Here is a 20,426-nt window from a genome sequence, read left to right as displayed (position 1 = left end):
TTGGAATCAGCTTCTGGTTACTCTGTCCGGTTCGGTCGAGCCCCGTCAAGCGCGGCCACGCGGCCGTCCGCCTTCAGGGGCTTCGCCTCATTGAACTGGCGGGTGATGTCTTTCAAGAGCTTGGTGACATCGGCCGAGAGCGAGCGGGGGCGGACAAGCGCCGGCAACGGGTTCTCGTCGCCGGTCGTCGCAGCCACCTCGGTCGCCTTCGTGCCGTCCGGCAGCGGGTTTTCGATGCCGGGAATGGGTTTCAGCTCGATGCCCTGATGGGCATAGTCCATCAGGCGCTTGAACGTCATGGCGGGCAGCGAGCCGCCGGTCATGTTGTTCGTCGAGGTATAGTCGTCATTGCCGAACCAGACGGCGGTCGTGTAGTTGCCGGTGAAGCCGACATACCAGGCGTCGCGATAGGCCTGGGTGGTGCCCGTCTTGCCGCCCGAGACGATGCCGCGATCGAGCGCGCCGCGCCGCGCCGTGCCGCTCACCGGAATGGTGACGAAGATGCGGTTCATCGACGAATCCGCCTGTTCGGACAGGATGCGCTTGGCCGGCGGTTCGTCGCGGCCGAAATCGTAGAGGATGTCGCCGTCGTAATTGAGCATCTGGCTGATGCCGTGGCGGCGCGACTGCAGACCGCCCGCAGGGAAGACGGCATAGGCCGTCGCCTGGTCGAGCACGGTGACTTCCGAGGTGCCGAGCGGCATGGTCTTGTCGGTGCGCAGCGGTGTTTCGACGCCCATTTCCTTGGCGATTTCCGCGATGCGCTTGGTGCCGAGCTTGTCCTTGGCGAGGCGGACCGGCACGGTGTTGATGGACTTCGCCATCGCCGTCATCAGCGTCACGCGGCCGGCAAAGCTGCGGCCGTAATTCTGCGGCGACCAGCCGTTCCAGCTGATCGGCGCATCGACGATGGTCGTCTCGGGCGTCATGCCGGATTCCATGGCGGCGGCATAGGTATAGGCCTTGAAGGACGAGCCCGGCTGGCGCAGCGCCCTTGTCGCGCGGTTGAACTGGCTCTCGCCATAATCACGCCCGCCGACCATGGCGCGCACGGCGCCGCCATTTTCCAGCATCGCCAGCGCGCCCTGCTTGACGCGGTAGCTCTCGCCATACTGGCGCAGGCCGCTTTCTACGGCTTCCTCGGCGGCGGCCTGCAGGCCCATGTCGATCGTCGTGCGCACGATGAGCGAATGCTGGGCGAAGGGTTTTGCGATGCGCTGCACCTCCTCGAAGGCCCAGTCGAGGAAGAAGTCCGGCGCCGTCTTCTCGTTGCGGTCGATGATGGTGGCGGGGTTGCGCCGGGCGGCGATCACCTGGCCCTCGGTCATCAGCCCTCCCTGCACGAGGTTGGTCAAAACCTCGTTGGCGCGTGCGCGGGCGGCGGGCAGGTTGACGTGGGGCGCGTAGCGCGCAGGCGCCTTGAACAGGCCGGCGAGCATGGCGGATTCGGCGAGGTTCACATCGGTGACGTTCTTGCCGAAATAGAACTGCGCCGCCGCCGCCGCACCAAAGGTGCCGCCGCCCATATAGGCGCGGTCGAGATAGAGCCGCAGGATTTCCTTCTTGGAAAGGTTCGCCTCCAGCCAGAGAGCGAGGAAGGCTTCCTTCACCTTGCGCTCGATGGTGCGCTCGTTCGACAGGAACAGGTTTTTCGCGAGCTGCTGGGTGAGGGTGGAACCGCCCTGCACGACGCCGCCGGCGCGGGCATTCTCGTTCATGGCGCGGGCGAGGCCGAGGAAATCGATGCCGAAATGGCTGAAGAAGCGGCGGTCTTCCGTCGCGAGTACCGCTTTGATGAGATGGTCCGGCAGTTCATCGATCGGCGCGGAATCCTCGTGGATGATGCCGCGGTGGCCGATCTCGTTGCCGTAGCGATCGAGGAAGGTGACGGCGAAATCGCTCTGCGCGCGCCAGTTGCCCGTGGTTTCCTCGAAGGCGGGGAGCGCCAGGGCAAGCAGCAGCACGAAGCCGGCAGTGCCGAGGTTCATGCCTTCGCCGGCGACCTCGAAGACAGCCTTTTTCCAGCCTTTGACGTGGAAGCGGCGGGAGAAGATGGTGATCTCTTCCCAGATTTCGGCCAGGCGAAAACCGGCGTTCCAGACCGTGGAGTCGATCCAGGAATCGATGCGCAGAAGAAAGTGCCGCTTGCGGCGGCGGGGTTTTGTCGGTTTCTGGCTGTCGTCTTCCACGATCGCGGACCTCTTGGCGGGCGGTCACAACCTGCCCGTATTCGGTTAACGTCCTCTCACCACCGGTTTATTCAGGGACGATATCAGTCTTTTGAAGGCGACAGAACGGAATTTGCGGGAAACGGTTAGCGGCCACAGCCCTTGACCTTTGGCCCCGAGGGGTTCAGGGGTCGGACATGATGAGCAACAATGCGGAAAAGCCCGGCGATCTGCCTTTCTGGAAGACGAAGTCGCTTGCCGAAATGAACGACACGGAGTGGGAAAGCCTGTGCGATGGCTGCGGGCTCTGTTGTCTCAACAAGCTGGAAGACTGGGACACCGGCGAAATCGCCTGGACGTCGATCCGCTGCGTGCTGCTCGACGGCGAAAGCTGTCGCTGCTCGGACTACGAAAACCGCCAGGCGACCGTGCCCGACTGTATCCGGCTGACGGTGGAGAGCGTCGATACGATCAGCTGGCTGCCGCCGACCTGCGGCTACCGCCTTGTGCGCGACGGCCACGACCTCTACTGGTGGCACCCGCTGGTTTCCGGCGACCCGGACACCGTGCACCAGGCCGGCATTTCGGCCCGTGGGCGCACGATCAGCGAAGAGGGCATCGATACCGACGACTACGAGGACTATCTCGTGACCTGGCCCATGGAGGTGGGTGAGGAAAAATAGGCGGCGTCAGTGCAGGCTGGCGGCGACAAGTGTTTTCGGCGCCACGTTGCGCCAGGCGGTGCCGATCAGGTCGCGAACGCGCTCGCCGTCCGCGCTGTCGAAATAGACCGACGTCCAGCCCTTGAGGCCCCATCCGCCCGGCACCGGTGCGCATAGCCCCGGATCGGTTTCGACGAACATTGCCTGCTAGCCCGGCGTCAGTTTCAGCACTGCGCGGCCCGGCTGCGGCAGCGACATGAAAATCTTCTCGCCCACCCGGAAGTCGCGCTTGCCGAAATGCGCACTCTCCTGTGCTTCCGGCATGCCGAGCGCAATCGCGATGAGATCGTTTGATTTCATGGGGCGATAGTATCACGAGCCATGCCTTGCGGAAACTGCCGAGTGTCGCCGGCATATCCGAACTCGCTTTATCAATTCCAGATTGATTTATGTGGCGCAAATTGTAGCATCGGCTGTAGGTCGTTGGGGCACGGGCCTTGTTCAGGGGGCACACAAATGGGGCAGAACGCACAGGATAGTGACGACTTAAAAGAGCGCATCTTCCAGAAGATACTGTCGGATAGCTCCGTTACCGGAGAGCAATGGATCCAGCTCTTTGCCCAACTGAAGGAAGCCCCTGAGACCGTGGTCGAACGGCTGAAGGGTGACACGGTGCGGCGAGCTCCATGGTTACACCTGTTCCCCTGGGCCGCCTTCTTCACTCTGCTGGGTGGTGTCGTGACTGCGGTTGTCACCGGCGGCTTTGATTTGCTGAAGGAGCAAAACGAGCAGGATGTTGGATTGCAGATCAAGCAAATGGAGCGGCAGGCCGCTATTTTTCAGCATCTGCTGATTATCGATCCTGACACGATTGCCGGCGGAGCAGACGGAAAAAACCTGCCTGAACTGGCGATGAGGGAGCGGAAGGCAAGGATTTGTCTGGCGGCAAGCTTCGGGTTGCTCGAAATTCCTGATTATGTACTCGGTGTCGGTAAGGGAAATCCCGAAAAATATGCGCTGCTTCTTCGTGAACGGCTGAACAAGGCCTATGGTTGTGATGACGCTGACCTTCCTGTGGCGTTCCCGACGCCTGCGGGCGAAGCGACATCCGGGGTAGCGTGCCCGAGCTCCGCGGAGCTGGAAAGCCGCTCCATAAAAACACCGGTTCCCGCTTCGCTCGAAGGCACGCCCGTAGGTATTATGCTCGCGGCCGGCATCGGGGAATACAACAGGGGTGTACACGAAACCTGTAACGGCGCGCCAATTCAGGAGTATATGCAAGCTGTGTCCCTACTGGCTACTGGGACTGGTTTGCCATGGTCGGCGGTGTTTACGTCCTGGCTCATCAGCAAGTCCGGAAACGCGAAGCAAATCGTTCCGAGTTCTTCGCACAAGGCGCTTTGGACAAGCGCGCTGAAAGTCGGTGCCGGGTTTGCCGTCGGACCGCAAAATCCGGTGCGGGTCGGCGACATCGTCGTCATCTGGCGCAGAAATATGGGAAGCGCGCTGAGCACGACCGCGGGGTCGTCAGCTATCGATATGAGCGGACTTTGGGTTGGGCAGTCCGGCATTGTGTTCGCAATCGAGAACGGGGTTGCTTCCTTTATCGGAGGTGACGTCCTCGATGCCGTTCAAGTGTCGACGATTGCCGTCGGCGACCCCAAAATTGTCGGGGTCATCAGGCCATAGCGCGTTCGAATAAAAATAGGAAAATAATCCTTGACGGCGTCACGGTGGTTTGATAGGGTTATGGCATAGTCGGAAAGCTGCGGGCGATTGGCTCAGTGGTGATCGATTGATAGGAATTTATTGACAGGCGCGCGGCTCCTCGGACCGGGCGCCTTTTCATTGCGGATTTTGCCATGGATGCGGTGACGATCGATATCGGGCTTTTCGGCGTCACGCCGGAGCCGGCGGTTTATGACGGGCTGGCGGGGCGGCGGGATGGGTTTGCGGGTGGGCCGGCGCTGGTGCTGGATACCAAGGCGCAGGCGCCGCTCGATCCGTTCCTCGACATGCAGGCGATGCTGCTCGAAATGACGAAGGAGCTGCGCGAGCGGTTCCAGCGCTTCCAGAGCCAGAAGGTACTGGCCGAGCGGGATGCCGACGTGGCCGAGGACGATGCGGCGCGCAAGCTTGCGCAGACCGACGCCAAGGCGGCGATCGAGGCGGTTTCGCTGATCGTGCGCACGCTGGAAAAGATCGACAGCCTGCAGCGCACGCTGATCAACGAACGCGTGGAGGCGGAAGCGGCGCGCGGCGAGCCGGACGACGAGGCGGCGCTGGCGGAGGAGTTCGAACGGTTGATCGAGGCGCGGGTGAAGGAACGGGTGCATGCCGCCAAGGAAGACTGGATGCGGGAAAGCGGGTCTGGTGGCGATGTTGCCGCGCGCGCGGAAAGTGGGCCGTAACAAACGGCGGTTGGGTAAGGCGCTTGACCGGAAGATCAAGAAGATTGCTGCAACAGCGGCTGCGGGCTTCACAATGATCGACGAAAAGCGGGACTGGCAGGACTTGCGAAAGAAAGCCGATGCGCTTGAAGCCGGGCTCGGCAGCCGGAATGTTGGTCCTGCCGATGGCACTTGCCCCTCATCCCCCTGCCGGGACCTTCTTTCCGTAGACGGGGAGAAGGGGGACGTGGAAACGGTCGAAATACCTCTAACATCAATCGATGGGGAGGGGTTGCGGCCATGCGTGGCGGTAGATGCTGGGAACCAATCGGCAGGCGACCGGCCGGAGACGGCGGCGAGGGTGTTGCCGACCCGTCGGGCCGGCCTCAACCGTTGGAAATTTCAAAGCCGGCTGGCGCAGATGCCGCCGCCTGGCGACTGGCGGGTGTGGCTGCTGATGGGTGGGCGCGGCTCCGGCAAGACGCGGGCGGGGGCGGAATGGGTGCATGCGATGGCTTTGGCGCGGCCGGATATCCGCATCGCGCTCGTGGCGGAAACGCTGGGCGACGGGCGTGAGGTCATGATCGACGGCGTTTCCGGCATCTGCCGGATTGCGGGTCGATCGCGGCCGGAATTCGAGGCGTCGCGCCGAAGGCTCGTCTGGCCGAACGGATCGATCGGGCAGATCTTTTCATCGGAAGATCCGGAAAGCCTGCGCGGACCACAGTTCCATCTCGCCTGGTGCGACGAGGTTGGCAAATGGAAACATGCGCAGGAGACCTGGGACATGCTGCAGTTCGGCCTGCGCCTGGGCGATGATCCGCGCGTGCTGGTGACGACGACGCCGCGGCCCGTGCCACTGCTGCGGGCGCTGGCGGACGATCCGCGGACGCAAGTACGGCGCATCAGCACGCAGGACAATGCGAAAAACCTGTCGCCGGGCTTCCTGACCGCCATGGCCGACCGCTACGGCGGCACGCGTCTTGGTCGGCAGGAGCTGGACGGCGAGCTTATCGCCGACCGCGAGGACGCACTGTGGAGCCGTGCGCGGCTGGAGGCGATCCGGCTGAAAAACCCGGGGCCGCTGTCACGCATCGTCGTGGCGGTCGATCCGCCGGCGACGGCATCCGCGGCTTCGGTCTGCGGCATCGTCGTGTCTGGCATGGACGGGACGGGGCGCGGTGTGGTTCTGGCCGATTGCTCGGTGACGGGCGCCAGCCCGGCGGGCTGGGCGGGCGCGGTGGTGCGCGCGTTCAGGCGGTTCGATGCCGACCGCGTGGTCGCCGAGGTGAACCAGGGCGGCGACATGGTGACGGCGATGCTGAAAAGCGTCGATGCCAACCTGCCGGTTTCGACGGTGCGGGCAACGCGCGGCAAATTTTTGCGCGCCGAGCCGGTTGCCGCGCTCTACGAGCAGGGGCGGGTGGGGCATGCGAGCGCCTTTCCTGAACTGGAAGACCAGATGTGCGACTTCGGTCCGGACGGGCTCTCCGCCGGCCGCTCGCCGGACCGGCTCGACGCGCTCGTCTGGGCGCTGACGGCACTCGTGCTCGACCGGCAGGGCGAACCGCGGGTGCGGGGGATTTGAGGGCCGCTGAGGGTTGGATTTGGTCCCGGATTGCATTTTCTGGGTGCATTTTCGCGCATTCCGTGGTTGAGTGCGCGAGTGCTGAAGTGCGGTAGTCGCTTCAGCCGTTCCAGGCATCCGCAGGCAGTTCAGGAAGTTTCCGACCGGTGCCCCATCAGGCGTCGCCGATGGCTGTGTCGTGGCCTCAAACAGGCCAGGGGAGGGTGAAATGGGAATCAACAGGACGTTTTTCTTCAATCAGGCGCGGGCCGTTCTCTTCGACGGAAGCCTGAGGCAGTCCCAGGTCGATGGGCTGACGGCGATCCTCGACAAGTGGGAAGGCGAAATGCCGGACGCGGATGATCGCTGGCTCGCCTATATGCTGGGCACCGCGCATCACGAAACCGGTCGTACCATGCAGGCCGTACGCGAAACCTTCGCCGGCACCGATGACAAGGCCATCGCCATTCTGGACAGGGCCTTCAACGCGGGCAGGCTGCCATGGGTTTCCACACCCTACTGGCACAAGGACAGCAGGGGCAGAAGCTGGCTTGGGCGCGGGTTGGTGCAACTGACCCACAAATCGAACTACGAGAAGATGTCGACGGAAACCGGCCTCGATCTTGTTGGCAATCCGACGCTGGCGATGGATCTCAAGACCGCCGTCACGATCCTGTTCAAGGGCATGATCAAGGGCAGCTTCACCGGGAAAAAGCTCGGCGACTTTTTTTCCCCCACGAAGGAAGAATGGAGGAATGCACGGCGCATGATAAACGGGCTCGAAAGGGCGGATCTCGTCGCCAGCTATGCCAAGAACTATTATGGCGCCATCAGCTACACGACGGGGGGTTGACGATGCGTAGGTTTCTTCTTGTTCTCGCCGGGCTGGCAGCAGGCGCGGCCTCCGCTGCCGATGGACCGGCGATCGTGAATTGCCGCGCGCAGGTCATCTATGATTGCACGCACGACTGTGAGCAAAACACCATGCCGGCGGACCTGCGACTGGATTTCGTGGCCAAGCAGGGAACCTTCTGCCGGGGCTCGGGCTGTGTCGAGGGATCGCTCGTGATGAGCGAAGCCAAGGGACAATGGGACGACGCGCCATACCGGATCTTCAAGCTGCAGTTCAAGGACGCTGGCAATCAGCCCGTGTCCGGCGTCCTTCACGGCGGCGTCTTCCACGCGGATGGGCTCGGCTCGATGGCCGGGACCTGCGAGGCCGAGGGCGGATGACGGGCGAAGGCCTGTTTTCGGCGTTTTGCAAACAGGCACGGCCTGATTTTTCCCCGCCCACCGGCGCCTGACGCGACGGTGGGCTGAAACAGGATGCACCCATGCGATTTTCATCTTTCCTGCCCTGGCGGCGCGCCGGGGTTTCTGCCGTGCCCGAAACCAAGGCATCGGGTGTGCTCACGCTGGCGGCCGAGGGCCGGGCGCACTGGTCGAGCCGCGCCTATGCGTCGCTTGCCCGCGAAGGGTTCATGAAGAACCCGGTGGCGCACCGTGCGGTGCGCATGATCGCGGAGGCCGCCGGCTCGGTGCCCTGGCTTGCCTATGAGGGCGACACCGAGCGGCCGGAGGATTTCCGGCTGGCGCTGCTCGCCCGGCCGAACGGGCGCATGGCGGGCATGGATTTTTTCGAGACGCTGTATGGCCACCTCCTGCTGTCCGGCAATGCCTTCGTCGAAGGCGTGCGGGTGGGGGAAGACCTGCGGGAGCTGCATCTGCTGCGGCCCGACCGGGTGCGCATCGTCGAGGGGCGGGATGGCTGGCCGGAGGCCTATGAATATCGCGCGGGCAACCATGTGCGCCGGCATGTCGTCGGCGACGGGGTCGGGGGCGAAGGGCAGGCGGTGCTGCATCTGCGGCTGTTTCATCCGCTCGACGACCGGCTGGGTTTTGCGCCGCTCGAAGCCGCCTCGATGGCGCTCGACCTCTCCAATGCGGCGGCGATCTGGAACAAGGCGCTGCTCGACAACTCGGCGCGGCCTTCCGGCGCGCTGGTCTACCAGCCGAAGGAAGGCGGCAACCTGACGCCCGACCAGTACGATCGCCTGAAGGCGGAGCTGGAGGAGGGCTATTCCGGCGCGGTGCGGGCAGGGCGGCCGATGCTGCTCGAAGGCGGGCTGGACTGGAAGGCGATGGGGCTGTCGCCCCGCGAAATGGATTTCGTCGAGGCGAAGAATGGGGCGGCGCGCGACATCGCGCTCGCCTTCGGCGTGCCGCCCATGCTGATCGGCATTCCGGGTGATGCGACCTATGCCAATTACCAGGAGGCCAACCGGGCCTTCTGGCGGCTGACCGTGCTGCCGCTGGTGACCCGCACGGCGGCGTCCTTTGCGACCTGGCTTTCCGAGGAGGGGCAAACGGCGCTGCGTCTGGTGCCGGATCTCGATCAGGTGAGCGGGCTTCAGGCGGAGCGGTCCGAACTTTGGGCTCGGGTGGGGGCGGCGGCGTTTCTCAACGATGAGGAGAAGCGGCGGGCCGTCGGGTACTGACAGGACGCAGCCCGAGCCTAGACGGCAGCGGACTGCTGGCCGTCATCATGACGGTTGCACCACCTATTTTTACCACTGGCGATGCGTCAAGTCACAGGTGCGAAATAGTCAGGGACGATCTCGGCTTCAGGCTGGACCGGTTAAAAAAGACTGAAAGAACAGCGCTCTGTGAGGTGTCGCTGAATCATCGCGCCGATCTTCGGAATCGGTTTGTGAAGAGGCTGACTCTGTCTTTGAACGGAAGGGCGCAAGCGATTCAAAAGACAGGCGGCAGCGGCGAGCCTTTCGGCCTGGTGGGGGCTCGGCGTTCTGGCGCGGGTGGCGGACCGGATGCGGCAGTAGCCGCGACCGCCAGTTTCTCAATTCACATCGGAGACTTCCATGACAACCGACGACCTGCCGGTCTGGCGGACGAAGAAATATGCCGATCTGACGCTTGCCGGCGTCGCCAGTGACGGGGTGTTTTCCGGCTATGCCAGCCTGTTCGGCGAGGTGGATTTCGGCAAGGACGCGATCGCGCCCGGCGCCTTTGTCCGCTCGCTGGAAAGGCGCGGGGCCGCCGGAGTGCGCATGCTCTTCCAGCACGATCCGGCCGAGCCGATCGGGCGCTGGCGGGCGATCCGCGAGGATGCGCGCGGCCTCTATGTCGAGGGCGTGCTTTCGCCCGGCGTGGCGCGAGCCCGCGAGGTGCTGAACCTCATGAAGTCCGGCGCGCTCGACGGGCTTTCCATCGGCTTCCAGACGGTGCGCTCGAAGACCGACCGGGCGAGCGGGGTGCGCCGCATCCTGGAGGCGGATCTCTGGGAAATCTCGGTCGTCACCTTTCCCATGCTGCCCTCGGCACGGGTGTCGAACGTGAAGAATGCGCGGTGGTTCCGCGACCGGGAAACGGAGCTCGTGCGCACCATGCGCCGGGCGGCCCGGATGATGAAACGCTAGCAACCGAAGAGGAAGACATGACGGAAATCCAGAAGACCGCGCCGGAAATCAAGGCCGTGCCGGAAACCATGACCGCTGCCTTCGACGACTTCATGGAGGCCTTCGAGGTCTTCAAGGAGACGAACGACCGCCGGCTCGGCGAAATCGAGCAGAAGATGACCGCCGACGTGGTGACGCGCGACAAGGTGGACCGCATCAACCGCGCGATGGACGAGCAGAAGCGCGTGCTCGACCAGCTGGCGCTGAAGAGGGCGCGCCCGGCGCTCGGCGGCAGCGGTGAGGGCAATCTCGAGGTGGCCGAGCACAAGGCGGCCTTCTCCGCCTATATGCGCCGCGGCGACGACGCAGCACTCCGCGCGCTGGAGAGCAAGGCCATGTCGGTCGGCTCGGCGGCTGACGGCGGTTACCTCGTGCCGCCGGAAACGGATAGCGACATCGGCCGCCGGCTGTCCGCCGCCTCGCCGATCCGTGCGCTTGCGACTGTGCGCCAGGTGTCCGGCACGGTGCTGAAGAAGCCGTTCGCGACGACCGGCATGGCGGCGGGCTGGGTGGCGGAAACCGCGGCGCGTCCGCAGACCGGCAATGCGCAGCTTGCCGAACTTTCTTTCCCGACCATGGAACTCTATGCCATGCCGGCGGCCACCCCGGCATTGCTCGACGATGCGGCGGTGGATGTCGAAAGCTGGATCGCCTCGGAGATCGACATCGTCTTCGGCGAGCAGGAGGGCACGGCCTTCGTTTCCGGCGACGGCACCAACAAGCCGAAGGGCTTCCTCAGCTACACCAACGTTGCCGAGGCGAGCTGGAGCTGGGGCAATATCGGCTATATCGCGACGGGTGCCGCCGGCGCCTTCAAGGCGAGCAATCCGTCCGACACGCTGTTCGACACGATCTATGCGCTGAAGGCCGGGCACCGGCAGAACGGCACCTTCGTGATGAACCGCAAGACGCAGGGCGCGATCCGCAAGTTCAAGGATGCGGACGGCAACTACCTGTGGCGCCCGCCGGCTTCAGTCGGCCAGTCGGCCTCGCTGCTCGGCTTTGCCATCGCGGAAGCCGAGGACATGCCGGACGTGGCAGCGGACAGTTTTTCGATCGCCTTCGGCGACTTCCGCTCCGGCTATCTCGTCGTCGACCGCACGGGCGTGCGCGTGCTGCGCGACCCGTATTCCGCCAAGCCCTACGTGCTGTTCTACACGACCAAGCGCATCGGCGGCGGTGTGCAGAACTTCGAGGCGATCAAGCTGGTGAAGTTCGCGGCGAGCTGAGGCTTCCTGCGACGAAAATTCCCCCTCATCCGCCTGCCGGCACCTTCTCCCCGAGGGGAGAAGGGGAAGATCGGCGGCCTCTCGTTTCCCTTCTCCCCGCCGGGGAGAAGGTGGCCCGAAGGGTCGGATGAGGGGGCACCTCTTCCATTGAGTTTCCCCTCGCACCGGCGGTTGTTCCCTGTCGCTGGTGCCGCGGGCGCGGTTTTCCTCCCGGTCGCGCCCGCACCCCTTTCTCCATCGGACAGGATGATCATGACCATCGCCGAACTGTTGCCGCCGCTGGCGGAGCCGATCACGCTTGCCGAGGTGAAGGCCCATTTGCGCCTTGAGACGAGTGACGAGGATGCGCTGCTGGCGGCGCTGATCCGCGCGGCGCGTGAACACCTGGAAGGGCAGACGGGGCTTTGCCTGATCGTGCGGCCGCTGCGGCTCTATCTCGACGACTGGCCCGAGAACAAGGTGATTCAGATTGCCAGGGGGCCGGTGCAAACCATTGAAACGGTGACGGTTTACGATGCGCTCGGCGATCCCGTCGAAGCGGATGTGGCCGGATACCTGCTGGACGGCGCGGCGCGGCCGGCGCGGATGTGCCGGATACGTTGAAACGGGCGCTGCTGCTGCATGTCGCGGCGATGTTCGAACTGCGGGGTGTACTTGCCCTTGACGATCAGCCGGGCGCGGTACCGCAGGGCTACGACCGGCTGATCGCACCCCATTGCATGCGGAGGCTCTGATGGCGCGGATCATCGATCCCGGCAGGCTTTCGGCGCGGCTCGTGCTGGAGCGGCCGGCAGAAACGCCGGACGGGCAGGGCGGCGTGACGCGGAGTTTTTCCGCGCTGGCGACGCCGTGGGCGCGCATCGAGCCCGTGGTCGCAAAAGCGGACGAGGCGGCGGGCGCCTTGCCGGTGACGGTGACGCACCGCATCTGGCTGCGCTGGCGGGATGATCTGGCCGGCGGCATGCGGCTGCGCAAGGGCACGCGCCTTTTTGTGATCCGTGCTTTTCGCGATCCGGACGAGGCGGGGCGTTACGCGCTCTGCGACTGTGAGGAGATCAAATCATGAGCGCGGCTTCCGCCCTGCAGAAGGCGATCTTTGCCCGGCTTTCGGGGGATGCTGCGTTGACGGCGCTTGTCGGCGCCAGCGGCGTCACGGACCGTCGGCTCACCGAGCCAGCCGCGCCGCTGGTGGTGATCGCGGGTATCGACAGCCAGGACCATTCGACGGCGAGCGAGCCGGGCGAGGAGCACACCGTGACGCTGGAGGCCTGGTCCGAGGCGGCGGGGCACAGGCAGGTGCAGGCGATCGCCGCGGCGGTGCGGGCGGCGTTGCACGATGCGGCGCTCACGCTTCCCGGCCACCACCTCGTGCTGCTCTTTCATAGCGACACCCAGCTTCGGCGCGACGAGAAATCCCGCTTCCACCGGGCGGAAATGCGGTTCCGGGCGGTGACGGAGCCGGACAGCTAACCTCAATCTCATGGAAAGGATTTCGCCATGGTGGCACAGAAGGGGCGTGACCTGCTGCTCAAGGTCGACAACGGAGCGAGCTTTACGACGGTTGCGGGGCTGCGGTCGAAGCGGCTGTCGTTCAATGCCCAGCTCGTCGACGTGACGGACGGGGATTCGGCGGGGCGCTGGCGGGAGTTGCTCGGCGGCGCCGGCGTGCAGCGCGCGGCGGTGAGCGGCACCGGGATTTTCAAGGACCAGGCCTCCGATACGCTGGTGCGTTCGCTGTTCTTCGCCGGCACGATCGTCGACTGGCAACTCGTCATTCCGAATTTCGGCACGGTCTCCGGGCCGTTCCAGATCGCGGCGCTCGAATATTCCGGCGCCCATGACGGCGAGGTCGTGTTCGAGATCGCGCTGGAATCGGCCGGGTCGCTCGCCTTCGAGGTCCTGTGATGGGTGCGCGGGCGAACCGGCACCGCGGCGAGATCGAAGGCGTGCTCGACGGCGAGCGGCGGGTGCTGTGCCTGACGCTCGGCGCGCTTGCCGAACTGGAGACGGCCTTTGCCGTCGACAGCCTGGCGGGGCTCGCCGAGCGATTTTCCGTCGGCCGGTTGAAGGCAGACGACCTGATCCGCATCATCGGTGCTGGGCTGCGCGGCGGTGGCAACCTGCTGACCGACGAGGAGGTTGCAGGCATGGCGGTGGCCGATGGGTTGGCGGGGTTTGCGCGGATCGCAGCCGCACTGCTTGAGGCAACCTTCGGTGCGGGCGGCGAGGCGGACACGCAAAACCCTCCGCCGCCGCATCCGGTGTGAGCGGCGAAGCGCCGGCCTTCCCTTGGGAAGCGGCGCTTCATGCCGGCCTCTGCCGCATGCGGCTTCCTGCAAAGGATTTCTGGGCGCTGACGCCGCGCGAACTCGGCTTCTCGCTGGGGCTGATCCGGCCGTCTCCGGCGGTGCCGGCGCGCAAAACCTTCGACGTGCTGATGCGCGCCTTTCCCGATGACACTTTTTCCGATGACAAGGAGTGAACCATGGCGAATGCGGGTGACGAACCTCTCTCCGGCACGCTGCAGGATGCCGAACAGCTTTCGACGATCCTCAACGACCTGGACCTGCGCTCGCGCTCCTTTGGTGCTGCGCTGACGAGCGCGCTCAAGGGCGCGGTCGTCGACGGCAAGGGGCTGGACGGCGTGCTGCGCGGTCTTGCGCTGCGCATGAGCGATATTGCGCTTTCGGTGGGATTGAAGCCGCTTCAGGGGCTTTTGACCTCCGGCATTTCCGGGTTGCTCGGCGGCGCCACGTCCATGTTCTCCGGTGGTGCGGCGGGCGTCTCTGCGGGTGGCGGTTTGTCTGCTGCCACGGGTGGTCTTTCGCTGTTTGCCAGGGGCGGCGTGACGCCCTTCGCCAAGGGCGGCGTCGTCGCCGCGCCGACCTATTTCGGCAGCGGCGGTGGCGTCGGGCTGATGGGCGAGGCGGGGGCGGAGGCGATCCTGCCGTTGCAGCGTGGACCGGACGGCGCGCTCGGCGTGGCGGCGGCGGATGTCGGCAGCGGGCCGCGCATCGTCTTCAACGTGACGGCGCAGGACGCGGCAAGCTTCCGCAAGTCGGAAGGCCAGATCGCCGCCATGCTGACCCGTGCCGTCGGGCGCGGGCAGCGCAGCTTGTGAGGACCGGACATGACGGCAGGATTTCACGAGGTGCGGTTTCCGCTGCGCGTGGCGCTCGGCACGAGCGGCGGGCCGGTGCGCCGAACGGATATCGTCAGCCTTTCCAACGGGCGGGAAAACCGCAACCGGCGCTGGCAGGATGCGCGGCGCCGCTATGATGCCGGCTCCGGCTTACGCTCGGTCGAGGACCTGTATGCCGTGCTCGCCTTTTTCGAGACGCGGGCGGGGCAGTTTTACGGATTCCGCTTTCGCGATCCGGTGGATCACAAGTCCTGTGCGCCGGGTGCTGCCGTTGGTGCCGGCGACCAGGTCATCGGCACGGGAAACGGCGTGACGGCGACGTTCCAGCTGGTGAAACGCTATGCGGATGCCGGTGGTGAAACCGTGCGGGTGATCGAAAAGCCGGTGGCGGAGACGGTGGTCATTTCCGTCGCCGGGGGCGCGGTGCCGCCAGTGGATTTCACCGTGGATCCCGTGCTTGGAACCGTGACCTTCAAGCCCGGCAAGATACCCACCTCGGGCACCATCCGCGCCGGGTTCGAGTTCGACGTGCCGGTGCGCTTCGACACGGATCGGATCGATATCGACCTGGCGCAGTTCGATGCCGGGCGCATCCCGTCCATTCCGCTGGTGGAGATCAAGCCATGAGGACCATACCGGCCGGTTTGCAGGCCCATCTCGACGGCGGGGTGACGACGCTCTGCCACGCCTGGAAAGTGACGCGGCGGGATGGCGCAGTAATGGGCTTTGCCGACCACGACCACACGCTCTCCTTCGACGGGGTGGATTATCTGGCGGCGAGCGGCTTCGAGGGAAGCGAGGTTGAGGATACCGGCGGGCTTTCCGCCGAGGGCGGCGATGTGTCCGGCGGTTTTTCCGCCGAGGCGATCCGCATGGAGGATCTTTCGGCCGGGCGCTACGACGGGGCGAAGGTCGAGGTCTATACCGTCAACTGGCAGGATCCGTCGCAGCGGCTGCTGTTGCGCACGGCGGAGCTTGGCGAGGTACGGCGTGAAGGCGGGTTTTTCCGCGCGGAACTGCGGCGGCTGACCCATGCGCTGGACCAGGTGCGCGGGCGGATTTACGGCCATCGCTGTGATGCGGTGCTGGGCGACACCCGGTGCGGCGTGAACATCGCCTCGCCTGATTTTCGTGGGACGGCGACGGTGAGCGCGGTGCTGGACGACATGCACATCCGCGTCAGCGGGCTTTCGAGTTTCACTGAGCGGTTTTTTCGCCATGGCGTGCTGCTCTTCATGAGCGGCGCGGCGAACGGGCTGACCGCGGATATCGAGGACCAGCGCAAGGCGGGCGGGGCGGACGAGCTGACCTTCTGGCTGCCGGTGCCGGCCGGTGTCGTCGTCGGTGATGCGGTGCTGGTGACGGCGGGGTGCGACAAGCGCTTTTCGACCTGCCGGACGAAATTCGCCAACGGGCTGAGTTTCCGCGGCTTTCCGCATATGCCGGGCAGCGACTTCACCTATGGCTATGCCGATGGCGAGACCGCGCATGACGGGAGGCCGCTCTATGAGTGAGGTCTTTGCCGATCGCGTCGTCGCCGTTGCGCGCGGGTTCGTGGGCACGCCCTATCGCCATCAGGGGGCGCTGAAGGGCGTCGGCTGCGATTGTCTGGGGCTGATCCGCGGCGTGTGGCGGGAGCTTTACGGCGTCGAGCCCGAAGTGCCCGCGCCCTATGCGATGGACTGGGCGGAGCGGGCAGGCGAGGAGCGGTTGCTCGATGCCGCGGCGCGCCATTGCGGGGCGATGCTGCCGCTGTCCCAGCTGCGGCCGGGCGATCTTCTCATCTTCCGCTGGCGGGCGGGGGTGGCGGCGAAACATGCCGGCATCGCCGCGTCCGAGGAACGTTTCATCCATGCCTATGAGCAGGCGGCGGTCATCGAATCGCCGCTCGTGCCCTCCTGGCGCCGGCGCATCGCCGGCGTCTTCCGTTTTCCGGAGCCTTTCTGATCCATGGCGACCCTTCTTTTCCAGGCGGCCGGTGCCGCGCTCGGCAGCGTTTTCGGCCCGTTCGGCGCCATTCTCGGGCGGGCGGCGGGTGCGCTGGCCGGCTCGATGGTCGACCGCGCGCTCATCAATGGCGGCACCACGATGTCCGGTGCGCGGCTGAACGACGGGCGCGTGCCGGGCGCGGAGGAGGGCACGGCGGTGAGCCGCGTTTACGGTACGGCCCGCGTCGGCGGCACGCTGATCTGGGCGACGCGCTTCGAGGAGGAGGTGACGGTCGAGCGGGCCGGCGGCAAGGCGAGCGGGCCGCGCGTGGAGACGTTTCGATATTTCGCGAACTTCGCGGTGGGGATTTGCGAGGGGCCGATCGCCGGCATCCGTCGGGTCTGGGCGGATGGGCGCGAGCTGGACCTGACGTCGATCGAGATGCGTCTGCATCGCGGCACGGCGACCCAAGCCCCCGATCCGCTGATCGAGGCGAAGCAGGGGGCGGGCAATGTGCCTGCCTATCGCGGGCTTGCCTATGCCGTGTTCGAGCGGTTGCCGCTCGATACGTTCGGCAACCGCGTGCCTGTCATGCAGTTCGAGGTGTTGAAGCCGGTCGGCTCGCTGGAGGGCAAGGTGCGGGCGGTCACGCTCATTCCCGGGTCGAGCGAGCACGGCTACGACCCGCAGCTGGTCACGGAAAAGCTCGGGGCCGGCAAGGGGCGCAACATCAACCGCAACACGCTGACCGCGGCGACCGACTGGGAAGCCTCGATCGACGAATTGCAGGCGCTGTGCCCGAACCTGGAGCGGGTGGGGCTGGTCGTCTCGTGGTTCGGGACGGACCTTCGCGCCGGTCATTGCAGGATCGTGCCGGGCGTCGAGATTGCCGCGCGCGAGGCCGAGAGCCGGCCGTGGCGCGTTTCAGGCCTGACGCGCGCCAGCGCCACGCTGGTGAGCCGGAGCGGCGGCGGGCCGGCCTATGGCGGCACGCCGTCCGATGCGAGCGTGGTCGCGGCGATCAAGGACCTGAAGGCGCGGGGGCTCAAGGTCTATTTCTATCCCTTCCTGATGATGGACGTGCCGGCGGACAATGTGTTGCCGGATCCCTATGGCGGAACCCGACAGGCGCCCTATCCCTGGCGTGGGCGTATCACCTGCCATCCGCCGTCGGCAAACGGCACCGGCGCGGCGCGCACACAGGTCGAGGCTTTTGTCGGGAGCGCGGAGGCGGGGGATTTTTCCGTTTCCGGCGAGACGGTCAACGGACCTGCGGGGGACGAAGGGTTCCGCCGGCTGATCCTGCACTATGCGTTGCTGGCGCAGGCGGCCGGTGGTGTCGATGGCTTCATCGTGGGATCGGAGCTGCGTGGCCTGACCTGGCTGCGCGACGGGACGGGACAATTTCCCTTCGTCGAGGCGCTGACGGCGCTGGCGGCGGATGTCCGGGCGATCCTTGGGCCAGCCACGAAGCTCACCTACGCGGCGGACTGGACGGAGTATTTCGGCTATCAGCCGGCGGGCAGTGGCGAGGTGCGGTTTCATCTCGATCCGCTCTGGGCCTCGCCGACGATCGACGCGATCGGCATCGACAATTATATGCCGCTTTCCGACTGGCAGGATGGCGACACGCTCTCGGGCAATCCGGATGGATTCCGGCATTCGGAAGACGCTGCGGCCATGCGCGGCATGATCGCGCGGGGCGAGGGTTTTGACTGGTACTATGCCGATATGGCGGCGCGCCGTGCGCGTGTTCGCACGCCGATTACCGACGGCATGGCGGGGAAGCCCTGGGTCTTCCGCTACAAGGACCTGGAAAACTGGTGGGGCAACCACCATTACGAGCGCGGGGTCGGCGGTGCCGAGCTTCCGACGCCTACGGCCTGGGTGCCGCGCTCCAAGCCGATCTGGTTTACGGAACTTGGCTGCCCGGCCATCGACAAGGGGCCGAACCAGCCGAATGTCTTCGTCGACCCCAAAAGTTCGGAAAATGCACTGCCCTACCATTCGGGCGGTGCGCGCAACGACGCGGTGCAGCGGCGTTTTCTCGATGCGCATCACGGCTGGTGGCAGGGAAGCGGACCGGAAGAGGGCATGGTCGATGCCGGCCACATTTTCCTGTGGACCTGGGATGCGCGGCCCTATCCGGCCTTTCCGGAGGATACCGCGCTGTGGTCGGATGGCCTCAACTGGCAGCGCGGGCACTGGCTCAATGCGCGGCTTGGGGCCGGTACGACCGCGGATGTCATTGCCGCCATCCTGAATGATCACGGGTTTTCGGACTTCGACGTCTCGGGCGTCGCGGGCGATCTGCCGGGTTTTGTGCAGGCGGAGCAGACCTCGGCGCGCACCCTGATCGAGCCGCTGATGGAAGCCTTCCAGATCGATGCGCTGGAAGCGGACGGCAGGCTCATCTTTCGCTCCCGGCGGAAATCGGCCTTGCCGCCGGTCGCAATCGACGTGTTTGCCGAGCGTCCGGACGAGGCCCTGTTCGAGGAAAGCCGCGGGCACGCGAGCGACTTTGCCGGTGAGGCGATCCTCGACCATTTCGACGATGTGGGCGGCTATGTGCGCGTTGCGGCCCGCTCGCGCCGCATGGGGGGCGGCAACGACCGCGTGCTGCGGCTGGCGCTTCCGGCGGTCCTGCATGCGGGCGCTGCTGCAACGAGCGTCGAAACGGCCCTGCGCGACCAGCGTGCGGGGCGGCAGCGGTTGACGTTCCGCCTGCCGCCAACGGTGCTTGGGACCACGCCGGGTGATGTCGTGCGGCTGGCCGGTGGTCCCGAAGGGCGCTTTCTGATCACCGGCATCACCGACGGGCTGGTGCGGGAGGTGGAGGCGCGGGCGATCGCGGCGGGGGAAAATCCCGCGCCGGTTCTTCCGGACATTCGGCGCAACCTGGCGCGCGGTGCCGGTGCGGCGGATGCCTTTTCACCGGAAATCGCGTTGCTCGACCTGCCGATCTATGGCGCCGGCGATGCGCTGGATTTTGCGCGCGTTGCCGCCTATGCGCGGCCGTGGCGGGCTATGGTCGTGTCGAATTCCCTGACGAGCGAAGGCTTTCGCGCCCGCGCCCGGCTGGAGCGGCCGGCGCGCATCGGCTGGCTGGTCGAACCGCTTATCCCCGGCGTCATCGGACGGTTTGATCCGGGCAGGACGATCGTGCTGGACATGATGTCCGGCGGGCTTGCCTCGGTATCGACACTTGCCGTGCTGAACGGTGCCAACCGTCTTGCCATCAAGGGCGGGAACGGGGCGTGGGAGATCGTCGGCTTTACCGGGGCGAGCGAGATCGCGCCGGAGCGCTGGCGGCTGACGGGCCTGCTGCGCGCCCTGAATGGCACGGACGACGCCATGCTGGCCGGTCATGTGGCTGGTGCGCAGGTGGTTTTGCTCGACGATGCGGTCCGGCCGCTCGGCCTCAATGTGGAGGAGATGGGCCGGCTTTTAAACTGGATCGTCGAGCCGGTCGGGGCGGGGCAAGGAAAAGAGGGGCCTTTTGCCTTTGCCGGTGGCGAGCGGGCGTTGACGCCGTTTTCGCCGGTGCATCTTCGCGGGAAGCGCGGGACGGACGGCGCGGTGCGGTTTTCCTGGATCCGGCGCGGGCGAATCGATTCGGACAATTGGGCCGCTGCCGAAATCCCGCTCGACGAACCGTCGGAGGCCTATCGGCTGGACATTCTCTCCGGCGAGACGGTGCTGCGGAGCGTCGACACGACGACGGCTGCCTTCACTTACCCTGCCGCATTGGAGCTTGCCGATTTCGGCGCGCCGCAGACGACACTCTCGATTCGCGTGCGCCAGCTTGGCCGGGCGGTGCCGTTCGGCCTGCCGGCGCGCGCCGTGATCACCCTTTGAACGAA

Annotated in this window: 20 protein-coding genes and 4 pseudogenes; 21 read left to right on the top strand and 3 right to left on the bottom strand. The window is 65.7% G+C overall.

The genetic code is table 11. From position 1 onward, the window contains the following. Nucleotides 1-17 precede the first annotated feature (17 nt). Complete coding sequence (locus BSY16_RS09380) at nucleotides 18-2,189, bottom strand: transglycosylase domain-containing protein (protein ID WP_150129914.1); 2,172 nt, start codon at nucleotides 2,187-2,189, stop codon at nucleotides 18-20. Nucleotides 2,190-2,368: 179 nt separating this feature from the next. Between BSY16_RS09380 and BSY16_RS09375 the strand changes: the two genes are divergently transcribed. Continuing rightward, a complete protein-coding gene (locus BSY16_RS09375) occupies nucleotides 2,369-2,851 on the top strand; it encodes a YcgN family cysteine cluster protein (RefSeq protein WP_150130039.1) in 483 nt (160 codons plus the stop codon). Nucleotides 2,852-2,857: 6 nt separating this feature from the next. Here BSY16_RS09375 and BSY16_RS09370 read toward each other — a convergent pair. Beyond that, nucleotides 2,858-3,190: pseudogene (locus BSY16_RS09370) on the bottom strand (MmcQ/YjbR family DNA-binding protein). Between the two features lie 156 nt (nucleotides 3,191-3,346). On the opposite strand from BSY16_RS09370, the gene BSY16_RS09365 reads away from it, so the two are divergent. The 9 genes and pseudogenes from BSY16_RS09365 (at nucleotide 3,347) to BSY16_RS09330 (ending at nucleotide 11,492) form a co-directional block, all read left to right on the top strand. After that, nucleotides 3,347-4,519 (top strand): DUF2272 domain-containing protein, encoded by a 1,173-nt coding sequence (locus BSY16_RS09365; protein WP_069059412.1) that lies wholly within the window; start codon nucleotides 3,347-3,349, stop codon nucleotides 4,517-4,519. A gap of 173 nt (nucleotides 4,520-4,692) precedes the next feature. Beyond that, nucleotides 4,693-5,241 (top strand): hypothetical protein, encoded by a 549-nt coding sequence (locus BSY16_RS09360; protein WP_069059411.1) that lies wholly within the window; start codon nucleotides 4,693-4,695, stop codon nucleotides 5,239-5,241. 340 nt (nucleotides 5,242-5,581) lie between these two features. Continuing rightward, entirely contained in the window at nucleotides 5,582-6,808 is a 1,227-nt protein-coding gene (locus BSY16_RS09355; RefSeq protein ID WP_069059410.1) for a DNA-packaging protein, read from the top strand. A 208-nt stretch (nucleotides 6,809-7,016) separates the two neighbouring features. Then, a complete protein-coding gene (locus tag BSY16_RS09350) occupies nucleotides 7,017-7,640 on the top strand; it encodes a glycoside hydrolase family 19 protein (RefSeq protein ID WP_069059409.1) in 624 nt (207 codons plus the stop codon). 2 nt (nucleotides 7,641-7,642) lie between these two features. Next, entirely contained in the window at nucleotides 7,643-8,020 is a 378-nt protein-coding gene (locus BSY16_RS09345; protein WP_069059408.1) for a hypothetical protein, read from the top strand. A gap of 101 nt (nucleotides 8,021-8,121) precedes the next feature. Then, complete coding sequence (locus BSY16_RS09340; protein ID WP_069059407.1) at nucleotides 8,122-9,285, top strand: phage portal protein; 1,164 nt, start codon at nucleotides 8,122-8,124, stop codon at nucleotides 9,283-9,285. 273 nt (nucleotides 9,286-9,558) lie between these two features. After that, nucleotides 9,559-9,627: pseudogene (locus BSY16_RS33075) on the top strand (DUF6107 family protein); the annotation flags it as partial. Between the two features lie 39 nt (nucleotides 9,628-9,666). Further along, nucleotides 9,667-10,224 (top strand): HK97 family phage prohead protease, encoded by a 558-nt coding sequence (locus BSY16_RS09335; protein WP_150129912.1) that lies wholly within the window; start codon nucleotides 9,667-9,669, stop codon nucleotides 10,222-10,224. A 17-nt stretch (nucleotides 10,225-10,241) separates the two neighbouring features. Further along, nucleotides 10,242-11,492: a phage major capsid protein gene (locus BSY16_RS09330; RefSeq protein ID WP_069059406.1), complete on the top strand. Its 1,251-nt coding sequence runs from the start codon at nucleotides 10,242-10,244 to the stop codon at nucleotides 11,490-11,492. A gap of 20 nt (nucleotides 11,493-11,512) precedes the next feature. Here the strand turns inward: BSY16_RS09330 and BSY16_RS33240 are convergent. After that, nucleotides 11,513-11,632, bottom strand: a pseudogene (locus tag BSY16_RS33240) (endonuclease domain-containing protein); the annotation flags it as partial. A gap of 112 nt (nucleotides 11,633-11,744) precedes the next feature. On the opposite strand from BSY16_RS33240, the pseudogene BSY16_RS09325 reads away from it, so the two are divergent. The 11 genes and pseudogenes from BSY16_RS09325 to BSY16_RS09275 all read left to right on the top strand — a co-directional run bounded on the left by BSY16_RS09325 (nucleotide 11,745) and on the right by BSY16_RS09275 (nucleotide 20,421). Beyond that, a pseudogene (locus tag BSY16_RS09325) lies at nucleotides 11,745-12,226 on the top strand (head-tail connector protein). Then, on the top strand, nucleotides 12,226-12,558 hold the full coding sequence (locus BSY16_RS09320; protein ID WP_069059405.1) for a phage head closure protein: 333 nt from the start codon (nucleotides 12,226-12,228) through the stop codon (nucleotides 12,556-12,558). Before BSY16_RS09325 ends, BSY16_RS09320 begins: the two are co-directional and overlap by 1 nt. Continuing rightward, nucleotides 12,555-12,962 (top strand): DUF3168 domain-containing protein, encoded by a 408-nt coding sequence (locus BSY16_RS09315; RefSeq protein ID WP_069059404.1) that lies wholly within the window; start codon nucleotides 12,555-12,557, stop codon nucleotides 12,960-12,962. The genes BSY16_RS09320 and BSY16_RS09315 overlap by 4 nt, the downstream gene beginning before the upstream one ends. A gap of 27 nt (nucleotides 12,963-12,989) precedes the next feature. Then, entirely contained in the window at nucleotides 12,990-13,397 is a 408-nt protein-coding gene (locus BSY16_RS09310; protein WP_069059403.1) for a phage major tail protein, TP901-1 family, read from the top strand. After that, complete coding sequence (locus BSY16_RS09305; RefSeq protein WP_069059402.1) at nucleotides 13,397-13,759, top strand: gene transfer agent family protein; 363 nt, start codon at nucleotides 13,397-13,399, stop codon at nucleotides 13,757-13,759. The genes BSY16_RS09310 and BSY16_RS09305 overlap by 1 nt, the downstream gene beginning before the upstream one ends. Further along, nucleotides 13,756-13,974, top strand: a complete 219-nt coding sequence (locus tag BSY16_RS09300) for a rcc01693 family protein (RefSeq protein WP_069059401.1) — start codon at nucleotides 13,756-13,758, stop codon at nucleotides 13,972-13,974. The genes BSY16_RS09305 and BSY16_RS09300 overlap by 4 nt, the downstream gene beginning before the upstream one ends. Nucleotides 13,975-13,977: 3 nt before the next feature. Beyond that, complete coding sequence (locus BSY16_RS09295; protein WP_069059400.1) at nucleotides 13,978-14,613, top strand: phage tail tape measure protein; 636 nt, start codon at nucleotides 13,978-13,980, stop codon at nucleotides 14,611-14,613. Nucleotides 14,614-14,622: 9 nt separating this feature from the next. Further along, nucleotides 14,623-15,261, top strand: a complete 639-nt coding sequence (locus BSY16_RS09290) for a DUF2460 domain-containing protein (protein ID WP_069059399.1) — start codon at nucleotides 14,623-14,625, stop codon at nucleotides 15,259-15,261. Next, nucleotides 15,258-16,148 (top strand): phage/gene transfer agent baseplate hub protein, encoded by an 891-nt coding sequence (locus BSY16_RS09285; protein WP_069059398.1) that lies wholly within the window; start codon nucleotides 15,258-15,260, stop codon nucleotides 16,146-16,148. Before BSY16_RS09290 ends, BSY16_RS09285 begins: the two co-directional genes overlap by 4 nt. Further along, the gene (locus tag BSY16_RS09280) at nucleotides 16,141-16,581 is read left to right on the top strand and encodes an NlpC/P60 family protein (protein ID WP_069059397.1); all 441 of its coding nucleotides are present in this window, start codon (nucleotides 16,141-16,143) and stop codon (nucleotides 16,579-16,581) included. The genes BSY16_RS09285 and BSY16_RS09280 overlap by 8 nt, the downstream gene beginning before the upstream one ends. 3 nt (nucleotides 16,582-16,584) lie before the next feature. Beyond that, entirely contained in the window at nucleotides 16,585-20,421 is a 3,837-nt protein-coding gene (locus BSY16_RS09275; RefSeq protein WP_069059396.1) for a baseplate multidomain protein megatron, read from the top strand. Nucleotides 20,422-20,426: the final 5 nt, after the last annotated feature.

The sequence above is a fragment of the Sinorhizobium sp. RAC02 genome (assembly GCF_001713395.1).
Taxonomy (GTDB): domain Bacteria; phylum Pseudomonadota; class Alphaproteobacteria; order Rhizobiales; family Rhizobiaceae; genus Shinella.
This window is presented reverse-complemented; position numbering and strand designations above follow the sequence as displayed.